At 68.4% G+C, this 15,085-nt stretch carries 11 protein-coding genes; 4 read left to right on the top strand and 7 right to left on the bottom strand.

Going from position 1 to position 15,085, the window contains the following annotated elements; genetic code table 11:
• Nucleotides 1-166: 166 nt before the first annotated feature.
• Nucleotides 167-2,176 carry a transketolase gene (tkt, locus tag ACFWZU_RS00570; protein ID WP_439699463.1) on the bottom strand — a complete coding sequence of 670 codons (2,010 nt, stop codon included), beginning with the start codon at nucleotides 2,174-2,176 and terminating at the stop codon, nucleotides 167-169.
• A 424-nt stretch (nucleotides 2,177-2,600) separates the two neighbouring features.
• On the opposite strand from tkt, the gene ACFWZU_RS00565 reads away from it, so the two are divergent.
• Nucleotides 2,601-3,194 carry a porin family protein gene (locus ACFWZU_RS00565; RefSeq protein ID WP_439699462.1) on the top strand — a complete coding sequence of 198 codons (594 nt, stop codon included), beginning with the start codon at nucleotides 2,601-2,603 and terminating at the stop codon, nucleotides 3,192-3,194.
• A gap of 840 nt (nucleotides 3,195-4,034) precedes the next feature.
• Here ACFWZU_RS00565 and ACFWZU_RS00560 read toward each other — a convergent pair.
• From ACFWZU_RS00560 to ACFWZU_RS00540, 5 genes are all read right to left on the bottom strand, one after another.
• A complete protein-coding gene (locus tag ACFWZU_RS00560) occupies nucleotides 4,035-5,039 on the bottom strand; it encodes a class I fructose-bisphosphate aldolase (RefSeq protein ID WP_439699461.1) in 1,005 nt (334 codons plus the stop codon).
• A 128-nt stretch (nucleotides 5,040-5,167) separates the two neighbouring features.
• Entirely contained in the window at nucleotides 5,168-5,599 is a 432-nt protein-coding gene (locus ACFWZU_RS00555) for an energy transducer TonB (RefSeq protein ID WP_439699460.1), read from the bottom strand.
• A 226-nt stretch (nucleotides 5,600-5,825) separates the two neighbouring features.
• The gene (gene pyk / locus ACFWZU_RS00550; protein ID WP_439699459.1) at nucleotides 5,826-7,298 is read right to left on the bottom strand and encodes a pyruvate kinase; all 1,473 of its coding nucleotides are present in this window, start codon (nucleotides 7,296-7,298) and stop codon (nucleotides 5,826-5,828) included.
• Between the two features lie 176 nt (nucleotides 7,299-7,474).
• Nucleotides 7,475-8,266, bottom strand: coding sequence for a S1/P1 nuclease (locus tag ACFWZU_RS00545; protein WP_439699458.1), 792 nt, complete (start codon nucleotides 8,264-8,266; stop codon nucleotides 7,475-7,477).
• Nucleotides 8,267-8,313: 47 nt separating this feature from the next.
• Nucleotides 8,314-9,177 carry an MBL fold metallo-hydrolase gene (locus ACFWZU_RS00540; protein ID WP_439699457.1) on the bottom strand — a complete coding sequence of 288 codons (864 nt, stop codon included), beginning with the start codon at nucleotides 9,175-9,177 and terminating at the stop codon, nucleotides 8,314-8,316.
• Nucleotides 9,178-9,410: 233 nt separating this feature from the next.
• Here ACFWZU_RS00540 and gap point away from each other — a divergent pair, with 233 nt between their 5' ends.
• Both gap and ACFWZU_RS00530 read left to right on the top strand, forming a co-directional pair.
• The gene (gene gap / locus ACFWZU_RS00535; RefSeq protein WP_439699456.1) at nucleotides 9,411-10,409 is read left to right on the top strand and encodes a type I glyceraldehyde-3-phosphate dehydrogenase; all 999 of its coding nucleotides are present in this window, start codon (nucleotides 9,411-9,413) and stop codon (nucleotides 10,407-10,409) included.
• 159 nt (nucleotides 10,410-10,568) lie between these two features.
• Complete coding sequence (locus ACFWZU_RS00530) at nucleotides 10,569-12,530, top strand: FTR1 family protein (protein ID WP_439699455.1); 1,962 nt, start codon at nucleotides 10,569-10,571, stop codon at nucleotides 12,528-12,530.
• 502 nt (nucleotides 12,531-13,032) lie between these two features.
• Here the strand turns inward: ACFWZU_RS00530 and fdxA are convergent.
• Complete coding sequence (gene fdxA / locus ACFWZU_RS00525) at nucleotides 13,033-13,356, bottom strand: ferredoxin FdxA (RefSeq protein WP_439699454.1); 324 nt, start codon at nucleotides 13,354-13,356, stop codon at nucleotides 13,033-13,035.
• A 242-nt stretch (nucleotides 13,357-13,598) separates the two neighbouring features.
• On the opposite strand from fdxA, the gene ccoN reads away from it, so the two are divergent.
• Nucleotides 13,599-15,065 (top strand): cytochrome-c oxidase, cbb3-type subunit I, encoded by a 1,467-nt coding sequence (ccoN, locus tag ACFWZU_RS00520; RefSeq protein WP_439699453.1) that lies wholly within the window; start codon nucleotides 13,599-13,601, stop codon nucleotides 15,063-15,065.
• Nucleotides 15,066-15,085: the final 20 nt, after the last annotated feature.

The following is a 15,085-nucleotide window of genomic DNA, read 5'->3' as shown; positions in this document are numbered from 1 at the left end:
TGCGGCTGTCAGGGCATCTGCCGCGCGGCGCGAAAGGCGCGGCGCGAAGAATGTGGGAGCGCACCTGTGCGCGACCGCCATGCATCACGGTCGCGCACAGGTGCGCTCCTACAATGACCAGCTTCCTCCCTTGCCTGCAGGGAAGGAATCGGCCAGGCAGGGGTAATCAGCCGATGGTGCGCTTGACCGCATCCACCACGTGGGTGATGGTGAAGCCGAAGTGCTCGAACAGCTGCGGCGCGGGCGCCGAGGCGCCGAAGCCGGTCATCCCGATCACTTCGCCGTCCAGGCCCACGTACTTGCGCCAGTAGTCGGCTGTCGCCGCTTCCACCGCCACGCGCGCGCGGCACCACGACGGCAGGATGCCTTCGCGGTACTCCAGCGGCTGCTCATCGAACACCTCGGTGCACGGCATCGACACTACGCGCACCGGCACGCCCTGCTGGCCCAGCGTGCGCGCCGCTTCCATCGCCAGCTCCACTTCCGAGCCGGTGGCAATGATGATCGCCTTGAACTTCGTGTCTGCCGGATCGGAGAGCACATAGGCGCCGCGCGCGATGTCGGCGACCTGCTGCTCGCTGCGTTGCTGGTGTTTCAGGTTCTGGCGCGAGAACACCAGGCACGCCGGGTTGCCCTTGCGCTCGATGGCGGCTTTCCACGCCACCGCCGACTCGACCGCGTCGCACGGGCGCCACACCTGGTTGTTCGGGATGTAGCGCAGGCTCGCCAGGTGCTCGACCGGCTGGTGGGTCGGGCCGTCCTCGCCCAGACCGATGGAGTCGTGGGTGTAGACGTGGATGACGTGCGCCGGAATCAGTGCGCTCATGCGCACGGCGTTACGCGCATAGTCGGAGAACACCAGGAAGGTGGCGTCGTAGGGAATGAAACCGCCATGCAGCGCCAGGCCGTTGGCGATCGCGGTCATGCCAAACTCGCGCACGCCGTAGTAGACGTAGTTGCCCTGGCCGTCGCTGCTGCTGCCGTTGCCGGCGTCCTTGCTGCCCTTCCACTTGGTGAGGTTGGAGCCGGCGAGGTCCGCCGAGCCACCGATCAGTTCCGGCAGCAAGGGGCCGAAGGCATCCAGCGCCATCTGGGAGGCCTTGCGCGAGGCCACTTCCGGGCCCTCGGCCTGCAACTTCGCGATGTATGCCTGCGCCTTGCCGGCCCAGTCGGCCGGCAGCTCACCGGCGAGGCGCCGCTTGAACTCGGCGGCCAGTTCCGGATGCGCCTTGGCGTAGGCATCCAGCGTGGCGTTCCACTCCTGCTCGCGCTTGGCGCCCTTGGCCTTGGCGTCCCAGCCGGCATAGATCTCGGCCGGAATCTCGAACGGCGGGTACGTCCAGCCGAGCTGCTCGCGCGCGGCGGCGATCTCGTCCTTGCCCAGCGGCGCGCCGTGGCTTTCTTCCTTGCCCTGCTTGTGCGGCGCGCCGAAGCCGATGATGGTCCTGGCGCAGATCAGCGTGGGCTTGTCGCCCTGCGCGGTCGCCTGCGTGATCGCGCGCTTGATCGCCTCGGCATCATGGCCGTCGACGCCGCGGATCACATTCCAGCCATAGGCCTCGAAGCGCTTGGCGGTGTCGTCGGTGAACCAGCCATGGACTTCGCCGTCGATGGAGATGCCATTGTCGTCGTAGATCGCCACCAGCTTGCCCAGGCCCCAGGTGCCGGCCAGCGAGCAGGCCTCGTGCGAGATGCCCTCCATCAGGCAACCATCGCCGAGGAACACGTAGGTGTGGTGGTCGACCACGGTATGGTCGGGACGGTTGAAGTGCGCGGCCAGCACCTTCTCGGCGAGCGCGAAGCCCACGGCATTGGCCAGGCCCTGGCCGAGCGGGCCGGTGGTGGTTTCCACGCCCGGCGTGTGGCCGTATTCGGGATGACCGGCCGTCTTCGAGTGCAGCTGGCGGAAGCGCTTGAGCTCGGCCATCGGCAGGTCGTAGCCGGCCAGGTGCAGCAGCGCGTACTGCAGCATCGAGCCGTGGCCGTTGGAGAGCACGAAGCGGTCGCGGTTGGGCCACTTGGGGTCGGCCGGGTTGTGCCTGAGGAAATCGTTCCACAGCACTTCGGCGATGTCGGCCATGCCCATGGGCATGCCCGGGTGGCCGGACTTGGCCGCCTCGACGGCGTCCATGGCGAGGGCGCGCACGGCGTTGGCGAGTTCGCGGCGGGTGGTCATCGGTCGATCTCCGGGGCAAGCGGCAAAGCGCTGATTGTCGCCGATCGGGGGGTTGCTGTCGCGTCGCCGGGCACCGGACCCTGCCGTGGCGATTAATTTGGCCTTAACCCGCGCGGACCCGATAACGCGGATCTTCAGGTAGCGCCCGTTCCAATGCTCGTGCGCAGGATCCATGCGCGGCGCCAGGAGGTCATCGGCTCCCACGGCCGTTCTTCCGCTCCGTTACCGGTGCGGCGGAAAGGACGTCCAGGCGTCCAAAAGACTTGGAGGGCGGAACTTAACCGCGAATTACCGGCTTTCTCATGCGCATTGAATCTTTCGCGCGCTGGCCGCATCCAAGGAACCGTGTGTCGCCATCCCCTTTTATCTGGCGCACGCAAGCGATCGATCCCCCGCGATCGCCACAACAACAGGAGAATCTCCCATGAAAAAGACGCTGCTTGCCCTTGCCGTTGCTTCCGCTGGCCTGCTGGCCGTTCCCGCCGCGTTCGCGCAGAGCGCGCCGACCCACACCGACGGCTGGTTCGTCAACGGTAATGTCGGTCGCACCTCGATCAACAAGGGCCCGTACGACAACCATGACACCGGCTACGCGATCGGCGGCGGCTATCGCTGGTCGGTCGACCCGTTCGTGGCGATCGGCGTTGAGGCGGGCTACAACGACCTGGGCAATATCCACGTCAAGAACATCTTCAACAGCAACGACGTGGTCGAGCAGGGCCGCTCGCAGCTGCACGGCTGGACCGCCGGCGTGAACGGTCACTTCAACGTCGGCCAGAACTGGTATGTCAGCGCCCGCACGGGCCTGTACAGCTGGAAGGGCCACGGCCTCTCCAACGACGTCAACCCGGTCCGCAAGAGCCTGGACGATACCAGCTGGTACGCCGGCGCGGGCGTGGGCTACGACTTCAGCAACAACGCCAGCATCGGCCTGAACTACGACCACTACGACGCGTCGAAGGACAACGTCAATCTGGACACCAACATGGTGTCCGTCAGCGCCGAATACCGGTTCTGATTGCGCGCGCAGGGACGCGCCGGCATGGACAAGAAGGGCGCCCTCGGGCGCCCTTCTTTGTTTCCGTCCACGAAAGGAAGCGGGCGCACCATGGTCCTGGACCCGCAATCTTTTCGTGCCTCAGCTGCCGAGCGCCCGCGGTAGGCGGCAGCTCCTGCAGAGCAAGCGACTCGCCGGGCGAGGCGAGGTGGCGCCAACGCTTGTCCCTCTCCGGGCCTAGCTGGCCGTTTCTTTTGGTTACTTTTTCTCTCGGCCGGGAAAGAAAAGGACCCCGGCGCCGGCAGGCGGTCTGAAGCCCGCTGCAGGCGAGCCAAGTCGCAGGGGGACCGCGCAAGAGCGACGAGCAAGGCAGCGCTCCTGCGAGCATTCCCGCGAGCCCCGGCCCCTCACCCCAGCCCTCTCCCCGGAGGGGATAGGGAGCCAAGTGCGGCGCTCCCGTAAACAAACGCGCAAGTTCTCTTGCCTCAGCCCCCGAGCGCCCGCGGTAAAGCGGCGGCGGCTCCCCAAGAGCATGCGACACACCAGGCAAAGCCAGGGAGCACTTAGCTTTTCTCCCTCCCAGGGCTTGGCAGGCCATTTCTTTTGGCTGCTTTTCTTTGGGTCAGCAAGGAAAGTGATGCGCACGCCGACAGGCGATCGGGGGTCCGCTGCAGGGGCCAAGTCGCGGGAAGGCCGCGCAAGAAGGACAAACAAGGCAGCGCAACTGCGGGCACCCCCGAGAGCCCGGCCCGCACTCCGGCCCCTCACTCCGGTCCCTCACCCTGCCCCCCCAGATGAGAGAGGGACAGAGAAAAAAAGGGCGCCTTGCGGCGCCCTCTTTCACAAACCCGGCCTGGAAACTCAGCCGTTCCACTGCCCCAGCGCCGCCAGGCCATTCTCCTTGGCACGCGCGGCAACCGTCTTCTGCGCCTCGGCGTAGTTGGCCTTCATGTCCTTGGCCCACAGCTTGAGCGCCGCCTGCTGCATGGCGCGCCCGTAGGAGAACGACAGTGGCCAGGGATGCGGGCCGATATGGTTCATGGCGTTCAGGTGCGCGGTCGACTGCTCGTCGGTCTGGCCGCCCGAGAGGAACACGATGCCCGGAAGCGAAGCCGGCACGGTGCTCTTGAGCACACGCACGGTCGCCTCGGCCACTTCCTCGACCTCGGCCTGTTCCTCGCAATTCTTGCCGGGGATGACCATGCTGACCTTCAGAATGGTGCCCTCGAGCATCACGTTCTGCTCGTACAGCGCGTTGAACAGGCTGCGCAGCACGGCCTCGTGGACTTCGTAGCTGACCTCGATGCTGTGGTCGCCGTCCATGATCACTTCCGGCTCGACCATCGGCACCAGGCCGGCTTCCTGGCACAGCGCGGCGTAGCGGGCCAGCGCGTGGCAGTTGGCCTCGATCGCGGTGGAGCTGGGGTTGTCGTCGGAGATGTTGATCACCGCGCGCCACTTGGCGAACTGCGCGCCCAGCTTGACGTACTCGGCCAGGCGGTCGCGCAGGCCGTCCAGGCCCTCGGTGACCACGTCGCCCGGGAAGCCGGCCAGCGGCACCGGGCCCTTGTCGACCTTGATGCCCGGGATGATGCCGTTCTTCTTCATCACCTCGGTGAAGGGCACGCCGTCCCTGGTCTTCTGGCGGATCGTCTCGTCATACAGGATCGCGCCGGAGATGTGCTCGTTGAGGCCTGGGGTGGTCAGCAGCAGCTCGCGGTAGGCGCGGCGGTTCTCTTCGGTATTCTCGATGCCGACCGCCTCGAAGCGCTTCTTGATCGTGTTGGTCGATTCGTCGATCGCGATGATGCCCTTCCCGGGCGCGACCATCGCCTGGGCGATGCTTTCAAGATCTTCGATGCTCATGAAACGACTCCGTGCAGACGGGGCGGGGTCACCGCAAGGGATACGCGCCGCCCCGGACGGGACGGCAGGTCAAAGAACCGCCGATTATAACGACTTGGTGTCAACGCCGTGGTGACGCCGCGGCAAGGCTAGTTTTCGTAGCCCGGCAACTGGCACGGGGCCATGACCTGCTTCTGGCCGGCGGCGTCGGAGGGCGCGTTGAACGGCACGACGTAGTAGGTGTTCACCGGATCGTGGTTGCGGTTGGACAGCGACGGGCCATAGCGGAAGTTGGAGACGGCGCTCAGCGCGATCTGGCCGAAGTCGCCCTTGGGCACCACCTTCTCGACCTTCAGGTCACGCGGGATGCCGTCGGAGCCGATCATGAAACTCACCGCGGCGCAGCCGGGCTGGTTCACGTTGCGGGCGCTGTTGGGCACGTCGACGGCGACGTTCTGGTTGATGAGGATCCAGTAGTCGTACAGGTGCTGCGGATCGACCCTGTGCTGCGACTGCGCCGCCACCGGCAAGCCGGCGGCCAGCAGCGTCGCGAAGGCGAGACGGCGGACGGTCGGGTTCATGGCAACCTCCTGGCGTGGGGCTGGCCAGTGTAGCGCCGCAGGGGCATGGCCGCGGCGTTGGCTTCCTCTCCCTCCGGGGAAAGGGCTGGGGTGAGGATGGCGGGGAAACTGGCGGGCGCGGCGCTTTGAAGGCTGTTGGCAACGCTGATGAGGTGCCCCGCGAGCCCCGGCCCCTCACCACAATCCTCTCCCCGGAGGGAGAGGAGGCAAACGCAAGGAGTCATCCTTACAGGTCGCGCAGGCTCTCCACGATGCCCTCGGCGCCGACCAGCAGCAGCTTGAGGGTATTGGTGCCGCCGCCGGCCCCGACGCGGTCGCCCTGGGTCAGCACCACGCGGTCGCCTTCGGCGAGCTTGCCCAGGGCAAACAGCCGCCGCACCGCTTCGCGCGCATTGGCGGCCGAACTCTGGCTGACCTCGGTGAAGGCGACCGGCTGCACGTCGCGCAGGAGCAGCATGCGCCGACGCGCGTCGGCCGCCGGCGAGAGGGCGAAGATCGGCACGGCACTGCGGTAGCGCGAGAGCCACTGCGCCGTGGCGCCCGAGTCGGTCAGCGCGATCAGCGCGCGCACGCCGAGCTGCCCTGCCAGGACCATCGCGGCCAGCGCGATCGCCTGGTCGGCGCGATCGAGCCGGTGCACCGCGGTGGAGAGGTCCTCCTTGGGCTCGAACTGGCGCTCGGCGCCCAGGCAGATGCGCCGCATGGCGGCCACCGCCACGTCCGGGTGCGCGCCGGCCGCGGTCTCCTGCGAGAGCATGACCGCGTCGGTGCCGTCGATCACCGCGTTGGCCACGTCGAGCACCTCGGCACGGGTCGGGATCGGCGCGGTCACCATCGACTGCAGCATCTGCGTGGCGGTGATCACCGCGCGATTGCGGGCGACCGCCTCGCGGATGATCTTCTTCTGCAGGCCCGGCAACTCGGCGTCGCCGATCTCCACGCCCAGGTCGCCGCGCGCCACCATGACCGCGTCGGAGGCGTCGATGATCTCGCCCAGCACGGGGATCGCGTCGGCACGCTCGATCTTGGCGACCAGCGCACCATGGCCGTCGGCCTCACGCAGCAGGCGGCGCGCCTGCTCCATGTCCGCGGCCGAACGCACGAACGAGACGGCGAGGAAATCGGCGCCGATCTCGGCGGCCAGCTGGATGTCCGCGCGGTCCTTGTCCGACAGCGCGGATACCGACAGGCCGCCGCCCTGCCGGTTGAGGCCCTTGCGGTCGGACAGCTTGCCGCCGATCAGCACCTCGCAGCGCACCTGCACGCCTTCGACCGCGACCACGCGCAATGCGACCAGGCCGTCGTCCAGCAGCAGCACGTCGCCGGCGGCCACGTCCTGCGGGAGCTGGTGGTAGCTGACGCCGACGCGGGTGCTGTCGCCGGGCGCGGCGCCGGGCGAGCAGTCGAGCACGAACGGATCGCCCGGATGCAGCTCGATCGGCCCGTGCGCGAATTTCTCGATGCGGATCTTCGGCCCCTGCAGGTCGGCCAGGATGCCGACCTCGCGCCCGGCCGCCTGCGCCGCCTCGCGCACCGCCATGGCACGCGCCCGGTGGTCCTGTGGCTGCCCGTGCGAGAGGTTCAGGCGGACCACGTCCACGCCCTCGGCGATCAGCCGCGCGAGCATGCCCGGCGCGTCGGTGGCGGGGCCTAAGGTGGCGACGATCTTGGTGCGGCGCAGAGGGTTTTCGGCGTTCATGCCGGCGAGGCTAGCAGATGCCCGCGAAGGCGCGAGTGGCGTGCAATCGTATGCAGTGTGACGGGAAACCCATCCCCAGCCCCGCCTTCCCTTCGAAGCGGGGGCATTGGCACGCGGCGCGCCGGAGCCCTTCCTTCAAGCGGAGGTCCGGGTTAGGGGGGGGTGTCGCCGGCAACTCACCCCAGCGTGCGGTTGAGCAGCTCCGCCAGCCGCCGCCCCGCCTGCCGCAGCCGCTGCTCGGCCAGCGGCAACTCCGCCTCGACGTAGGCGGCGCCGACCGTATGGCCGTCCGGATAGATGTCGCGGCTGAGCCGGCAGGATTCCTCCGCCCAGGCTGCGAACGGCGCAGCGCTGTCAGGCGGGAGCGCCACCATCGGGCGCGCATCCAGCCGTTGCGCATGGGACTGCCAGTCCAGCCCGCGTGTGCGCAGCATCCCCGAGTCCCATACGCGGTGGAGGTTGCTGCCCTTGCCCTGGAACTGCACCTGGTAGGTGTTGCCGCCCTTGTCCGGGCGGTAGCCGGCGTGCAGCGGCTGGTGCACGTCACCGACGAAATGCACCACGAACATCAGCGCCTCGCGCCGCGCGGCCTCGCTCTGGCTACGGTCGCCGAGTACGGCCACGTAGTGCGCCAGGCCTTCGACCACGCAACGCCCCTGGCGGCAGTCGCGCGGCGGCTGGTAATCGCAATCGCGGTTGGCGAAATTGATGTAGTGCAAGGCACGCGTGGCCTTCCACAGCGCCTGCCGGGAAGGATCGTCCTGGATGTCGTCCGCCCAGTTGGCGACGTCGGCCAAGCGCGCGTGTCCGGGGGCCAGCAGCCGCTCGACCTGCACCTCGGCAGCCGGGCTCAGATGGCGCTGCGCGAGCTCGGCCACGATGCGGTGCCCTTCCGGGCCCCAGGCGTGCGCGTCGGGGATCAGCAGGAAACAGGCGAGCAGGAAAACGGCGGAACGGCGCGGGGACATCATTCAGGACTACGGCAACGAACGGCTGTCCAGTGTGCCACAGCACCTCAGTCGCGCAGTTGCAGCGGCACCTTGAAATAGCGCTGGCCGTTGGCTTCGGGCGGAGGCAGTCGCCCGCCACGGATGTTCACCTGCAACGCCGGCCACAGCAGGCGCGGCGGCGGCAGGCCGGCGTCACGCTGCTGGCGCATGGCGACGAAGGTGGCCTCGTCCACGCCCTCGCGGATGTGCTTGTTGGATTGCCGCTGTTCGGCCATCGGTACCTCGGCGCGCGGCGCCTCGCCGGCGGACGGGTAGTCGTGTGCCAGGAACATGCGCGTCGCAGGCAGGCCGTAGATCCGCCACGCGGAACGGAACAGCGCGTGCGCATCGCCGCCCGGGAAGTCGCAGCGCGCCGAACCCATGCCCGGCGAGAACAGCGTGTCGCCGACGAACACCGCGTCGCCGACCAGATAGCTCATGCCGTCGGCGGTATGGCCCGGCGTGGCGATCGCGCGGATGGTCTGCCGGCCGAGTGGCAACTCGTCGCCATCGTGCAGCAACCGATCGAAGGCACTGCCGTCCACATACGGTTCGTCGGCGGGCAGGCCCAGGCGCTGGCGGAAGGTTTCCTGCACCTGCCTGATACCGGCACCGATTGCTGTTTGCGCACCGGTGCGCTCCTTCAGCCACGCGGCGGCGGAAAGGTGGTCCGCGTGCGCATGGGTTTCGAGGATCCAGCGGATCGTCGCGCCGGTGTGCCCGGCAGCCTGGAGAATCGTCGCCGCACTGGCGTGGCCGACCTCCCCGCTGGCCGGGTCGAAGTCCAGGGCCGCATCGATGATCGCCGCCTCGCCCGTGGCCGGATCGCGCAGCAGGTAGCTCCACGTCGAGGTGGGCGCGTGGAAGAAGGGGGTGATCTCTGCCTTCATGGCTGCGCTCCCGAGGCTCGATGCGCCTGCCGCAGAGTATGGCGCGAGCACCGTCATGCAAGCAGCCGCGGCGCGGCCGTGACCGATACCTGCCAAGGCAGGCTGATCCGCGTGCGCAGCGGGCGGGACGGTACACGGCTCCGTGACCGCATTCGGCGCTAAAATGCACGTTTCGGGCGACCCGACACGGTTGCCGCTCCACCGCTTCATCGAACCCAAGAGGATGCTTGCCCATGGCCATCAAGGTCGCGATCAACGGCTTCGGCCGCATCGGCCGCAACGTGCTGCGCGCCGCCGTGCAGAACTTCGCGGACATCGAAATCGTCGCCATCAACGATCTGCTCGAGCCCGACTACCTGGCCTACATGCTGCGCTACGACTCGGTGCATGGCCGATTCAAGGGCGAGGTGGCGATCCAGGACGGCCAGCTGGTGATCAACGGCAAGCGCATCCGCCTCACGCAGGAGCGCGACCCGGCCAACCTGAAGTGGGACGAGGTCGGCGCCGACGTGGTGATCGAGTCCACCGGCCTGTTCCTGACCAAGGAAACCTGCCAGAAGCACCTCGACGCGGGTGCGAAGAAGGTCATCCAGTCGGCCCCGTCCAAGGACGACACGCCGATGTTCGTCTACGGCGTGAACCATGAGAAGTACGCTGGCGAGGCGATCATCTCCAACGCCTCGTGCACCACCAACTGCCTGGCGCCGCTGGCCAAGGTGCTGAACGACAAGTGGGGCATCAAGCGCGGCCTGATGACCACCGTGCACGCTGCCACCGCCACGCAGAAGACGGTCGATGGCCCGTCCAACAAGGACTGGCGCGGCGGCCGCGGCATCCTGGAGAACATCATCCCCTCCTCCACCGGCGCGGCCAAGGCCGTGGGCGTGGTCATCCCCGAGCTCAACAAGAAGCTCACCGGCATGTCCTTCCGCGTGCCGACCTCGGACGTCTCGGTGGTCGACCTCACCGTCGAACTCGAGAAGCCGGCGACCTACGCAGAGATCTGCGCCGAGATGAAGGCGCAGTCCGAAGGCGCGCTCAAGGGCGTGCTGGGCTATACCGAGGACAAGGTGGTCGCCACCGACTTCCGCGGCGACGCGCGCACCTCGATCTTCGACGCCGACGCCGGCATCGCGCTCGATCCCACCTTCGTCAAGCTGGTCAGCTGGTATGACAACGAGTGGGGCTACTCGAACAAGTGCCTGGAAATGGTGCGGGTGGTGGCCAGGTAACTGGCGCCTGCCGGCTTCCGATCCGGAGCCGGCAGGCATCGAAGGCCGGGGCCCTGCGGTCCCGGCCTTTTTCTTGGCACGAACCGGCCACCGACGCCGCAGCTGCGGCATCCGGACACGCCGCACGCCGCGCGTGCGGTTCCAGCCTATACTCACGCAATGATAGGCATTCTCAACAAGGCGGTCGCATGGATGCTGGCCTGCACCGTGCTGGCGGTCGGGGGCCCTGCCTCCGCCAGGGGCCTGCCCACGGGCCCGGCCGCGGCCACCACGACCGCCCAGCCGGCACCGGCCACGGTCAGCCAGACCTGGCAGATGCTCGACTACCTGGCCACCGACTACGCCGGCGCGGTGCATGACGGCCACGTGGTCAGCGCCTCCGAATACGCCGAGATGCGCGAGTTCGCCGCGACGGTGCGCCAGCGCCTGGCGCAGCTGCCGACACGCCCGGCGTCGCCGGCCCTGCAGGCGCAGGCCGGGCAACTGGTGCAGTTGATCGACGCCAGGGCGGCCACCGCCGACGTGGCGCGCCAGGCCCACGCGCTGGCCGACGCCCTGCTCGCCGCCTACCCGGTGCCCACCGCTCCCGCGCACCTGCCTGACCTGGCGCGCGGTGCGGCGCTGTACCAGCAGACCTGCGCCGCCTGCCACGGCGCCACCGGCCGGGGCAACGGCCCGGCGGCCGCGACACTCGATCCGCCACCGATCGACTTCACCGACCGCACGCGCGCCGACCAGCGCAGCGTGCTGTCGCTGTACGAGGCGATCAGCCACGGCGTGAACGGCACCGCGATGGCGGGCTATGCCGATCAACTGTCGGTCGACGATCGCTGGTCGCTGGCCTACTACGTCGGGTCCCTGGCCTACGCGCACCGCGCGGGGGAAGGCGTGCACGCGTGGGAAGACAACGCCCTCGCCCACCAGCGCCTGGGCAACCTGGAAGAGCTTTCCCGCGCCCGCGTGGCGGACCTCGCCCCCGCACTGGGCGAGCAGCAGGCCCGGGCGATCCTGGGTTACCTGCGTGCGTATCCGCACGCGCTGCCGCAGGCGCGTTCGGGCCTCGCGCTGGCGCGTGAAAAGCTCGCCGCCAGCCTCGCGGCCTGGCGCCAGGGCGATCACGCTGAAGCCCAGCGCCTGGCGCTGTCGGCGTACCTGGACGGCGTCGAGCCGGTCGAGGCGCAACTGGATGCGCACGACGGCGCCCTGCGCGCGCAACTGGAAACCGCGATGGGCGCCTACCGTACCGCGGTCGCCAACGGACGCGCCGACGCAGAGGCCCGCGAGCAGGCGGCCGACACCCTGCTGCAGCGCGCCCAGGCGACCCTCGCCGGCGGCTCGGCCGACGCCGCCTCGGCCTTCCTCGGCGCCTGGACCATCCTGGTGCGCGAGGGGCTGGAGGCGCTGCTGGTGGTGGTCGCGCTGCTCGCCTTCCTGCGCAAGGCGGAGCGCCCGGCGATGCTGCGCTACGTGCACGCCGGCTGGGGCCTGGCGCTGCTCGCCGGTCTCGCCACCTGGGCGGTGGCGAACTATGCGGTGGCGATCAGCGGCGCCGGGCGCGAGCTGACCGAAGGGCTGTCCTCGCTGTTCGCCGCCGCCGTACTGCTGTGCGTGGGCCTGTGGATGCACCGCAAGAGCGTGGGCGGGCGCTGGCAGGCGTATTTGAAGGCGAAGATGGCGGCCACCCTGGACCGCTCGGCCTGGTTCCTGTTTGGCCTGGCCTTCATCTCGGTCTACCGCGAAGTCTTCGAAACGATCCTGTTCTACGTGGCGATGTGGAACGAAGGCCCGCGCGGCTGGCTGCTAGGCGGCATCGGCACCGGCGCGCTGACCCTCGCGGCGATCGCCTGGCTGCTGTTGCGCACCAGCCGGCGACTGCCGCTGGGCAAGTTCTTCTCCGCCAGCTCCGCGCTGATCGCACTGCTGGCGGTGGTGCTCACCGGCAAGGGCATCGCCGCCCTGCAGGAGGCCGGCTGGATCGGCGTGCACGTCGCGCCGCTGCCCCGCATCGAGCTGCTGGGCATCTACCCGACCTGGCAGTCGATCGCGGCGCAAAGCCTCGTCGCGCTGGTGCTGGCGATCGGTTACGCACTGAACCTGCGACGGATCCCGCAGAAGGATTGAGGCGTGACGGCGCCTGCCAGGGCGCCGATGCCTTTGCGGCCTTCGAGGCCAGCCTTGACCCCTCACCCCAGCCCTCTCCCCGGAGGGGAGAGGGAGCCAAGTGCGGCGCGCGTGCATCCAACGCGCAAGTCCTCTTGCCTCAGCTCCCGAGCGCCCGTGGTAAAGCGGGGGCAGCTTCTCCAAGAGCAAGCGGCTCACCAAGGCAACAGCGAGGCGGCACCTGGCTCTTCTCCCTCCCCGGGATAGCAGGCCGCTTCCCTGGGCACTTTTCTTCGGCCAGCATGGAAAGTGATCCGGGCGCCCTCACGCGCTCGGATGCCCGTCGCTGGGCGACCCGTTGTGGAAAAGGGGGCGCAGGAACGACAAGCAAAGCCGCCTCATGCAGGAAGCCTTCCCGCGAGCCCCGGCCCCTCACCCCAGCCCTCTCCCCGGCGGGGAGAGGGAGCCAAGTGCCGCCCACCAGCCCTCTCCCCGGAGGGTAGAGGGAGCAGCCCATGGCGCCTCAGCGCTCCAGCAGCGGCAGCTTGTCGGGCACGCCGTCCCAGCGCACGGCGTCCTCCATCGCAGGGACCTTGGTCGTGATCACCGGCCACTCCCGCGCCAGCTCGGCGTTGAGCGCCAGGAAACCTTCCTGGCCGACGGGGATGTCCAGTTCGGGATAGATCGCGCCCACCGGGCACTCCTCCACGCAGAGCGTGCAATCGATGCATTCGTCCGGGTTGATCACCAGGAAATTGGGCCCCTCGTGGAAGGCATCGACCGGGCACACCTCCACGCAGTCGGTGTGCTTGCAGTTGATGCAGTTCTCGGTCACGACGTGGGTCACAGCGCCAGTATCGGCGCGCCGCTCGCGCCCTGCCCTGACCCAGATCAGCGCCGATGGGCCGGGCCGCGCGCCCGGTCGGGCTTGTACGCCAAGGCAACGGACCCCGGAGCACCATGACCGGGCCGCATGCGACAACCGGCCACAGGCCACCGGGCGGTCTTTTGCCGCGGTGCTTTGACACAGGTCAGGCGAACGTGCCGGCCGTCCACGGAAAATAGACGGACTTCTCCCGGGATCCTTCCATGCCCAACACCGAGTATTACAACGACAGGGTCGTGCGCCAGTTCCTCCTGGCGGCGGCCGTGTGGGGCATCGTCGGCATGGCGGTCGGCGTGCTCGCCGCCGCGCAGCTGGCGTGGCCGCTGTTCAACTTCGATACCTCCTGGCTGACCTTCAGCCACATCCGCCCCGACCACACCTTCGGCGTGATCTTCGGCTTCGGCGGCTCGGCGCTGATGGGTACCTGCTACTACGTGGTCCAGCGCACCGGCCACACCCGGCTGGCCTATCCGAGGCTGGCCGGGTTCACATTCTGGGGCTGGCAGGTCGCCTGCCTGCTGGCGATGATCACCATGCCGCTGGGCCTGACCCAGAGCAAGGAATACGCCGAGCCGGAGTGGTGGATCGACATCATCATCGCGGTGGTGTGGGTGAGCCTGGGCGTGGTGTTCTTCGGCACGCTGGCGCGCCGGCGCATCCGCCACATCTACGTGGCCAACTGGTACTACGGCGCGTGGATCATCGCGGTGGGCCTGCTGCACATCGTCAACAACCTGGTGATCCCGGTCTCGCTGTCGAAGTCCTACCCCATCTACTCGGGCGTGGTCGATGCGATGGTGCAGTGGTGGTACGGCCACAACGCGGTGGCGTTCTTCCTGACCGCCGGCTTCCTCGGGATGATGTACTACTTCGTGCCGCGCCAGGCGCAGCAGCCGCTGTGGAGCTACCGCTTCTCGATCGTGAACTTCTGGGCGCTGATCTCGGTGTACATGTGGGCCGGCTCGCACCACCTGATGTACACCGCGCTGCCGGACTGGGTGCAGTCGGTCGGCATGGCCTTCTCGCTGGTGCTGCTGATGCCCAGCTGGGGCTCGGCGGCCAATGGCCTGATGACCTTCAATGGTTCCTGGCCCAAGCTCAAGACCGATCCGGCGGCGAAATTCATGGTGCTGGCACTGGTGTTCTACGCCGGCAGCACCTTCGAGGGCTCGATGATGGCGGTCAAGTCCGTCAACCAGCTCTCGCACTACACCGACTGGACCGTGGCGCACGTGCACAACGGCGCGCTCGGCTGGGTCGCCATGATCACCATCGGCTCGCTCTATGCGATGGCGCCGCGCGCGCTCGGCCAGCCGAAGATGTTCTCGCAGAAGGCGATGGAGTGGCATTTCTGGCTGCATTGCTTCGGCGTGGTGCTGTACGTCGGCTCGATGTGGGTCGCCGGCGTCACCGAGGGCCTGATGTGGCGCGCCACGCTGCCCGACGGCTCGCTCACCTACCCGTTCATCGACAGCCTGCTGGCCATCCAGCCGGCGTACTGGACGCGCTGGTTCGCCGGCCTGGTGATCCTCGCGGGCATGGTGCTGATGGCGTGGAACCTTTGGCACACCGCCGCCGATGCCCGCGCCCGGCTGATCAAGCCGATCCCCGTGCCGATTCCCGAGCCCGATCCGCACCAGGTACCCGAACCGCTGCCGGTGATCAGCTGATGCGATCGTCCATGACCGCC

This window comes from Frateuria sp. GZRR33 (genome assembly GCF_051900425.1).
Classification (GTDB): Bacteria; Pseudomonadota; Gammaproteobacteria; order Xanthomonadales; family Rhodanobacteraceae; genus Frateuria_A.
Note: the sequence above shows the minus strand (reverse complement) of the source record. Positions and strands in the feature narration are given on the sequence as shown.

Bases quoted from the DNA above. Each gene is read 5' to 3' on its own strand.
- tkt (WP_439699463.1), bottom strand. From the start codon at position 2,176: ATGACCACCCGCCGCGAACTCGCCAACGCCGTGCGCGCCCTCGCCATG.
- ACFWZU_RS00565 (WP_439699462.1), top strand. From the start codon at position 2,601: ATGAAAAAGACGCTGCTTGCCCTTGCCGTTGCTTCCGCTGGCCTGCTG.
- ACFWZU_RS00560 (WP_439699461.1), bottom strand. From the start codon at position 5,039: ATGAGCATCGAAGATCTTGAAAGCATCGCCCAGGCGATGGTCGCGCCC.
- ACFWZU_RS00555 (WP_439699460.1), bottom strand. From the start codon at position 5,599: ATGAACCCGACCGTCCGCCGTCTCGCCTTCGCGACGCTGCTGGCCGCC.
- pyk (WP_439699459.1), bottom strand. From the start codon at position 7,298: ATGAACGCCGAAAACCCTCTGCGCCGCACCAAGATCGTCGCCACCTTA.
- ACFWZU_RS00545 (WP_439699458.1), bottom strand. From the start codon at position 8,266: ATGTCCCCGCGCCGTTCCGCCGTTTTCCTGCTCGCCTGTTTCCTGCTG.
- ACFWZU_RS00540 (WP_439699457.1), bottom strand. From the start codon at position 9,177: ATGAAGGCAGAGATCACCCCCTTCTTCCACGCGCCCACCTCGACGTGG.
- gap (WP_439699456.1), top strand. From the start codon at position 9,411: ATGGCCATCAAGGTCGCGATCAACGGCTTCGGCCGCATCGGCCGCAAC.
- ACFWZU_RS00530 (WP_439699455.1), top strand. From the start codon at position 10,569: ATGATAGGCATTCTCAACAAGGCGGTCGCATGGATGCTGGCCTGCACC.
- ccoN (WP_439699453.1), top strand. From the start codon at position 13,599: ATGCCCAACACCGAGTATTACAACGACAGGGTCGTGCGCCAGTTCCTC.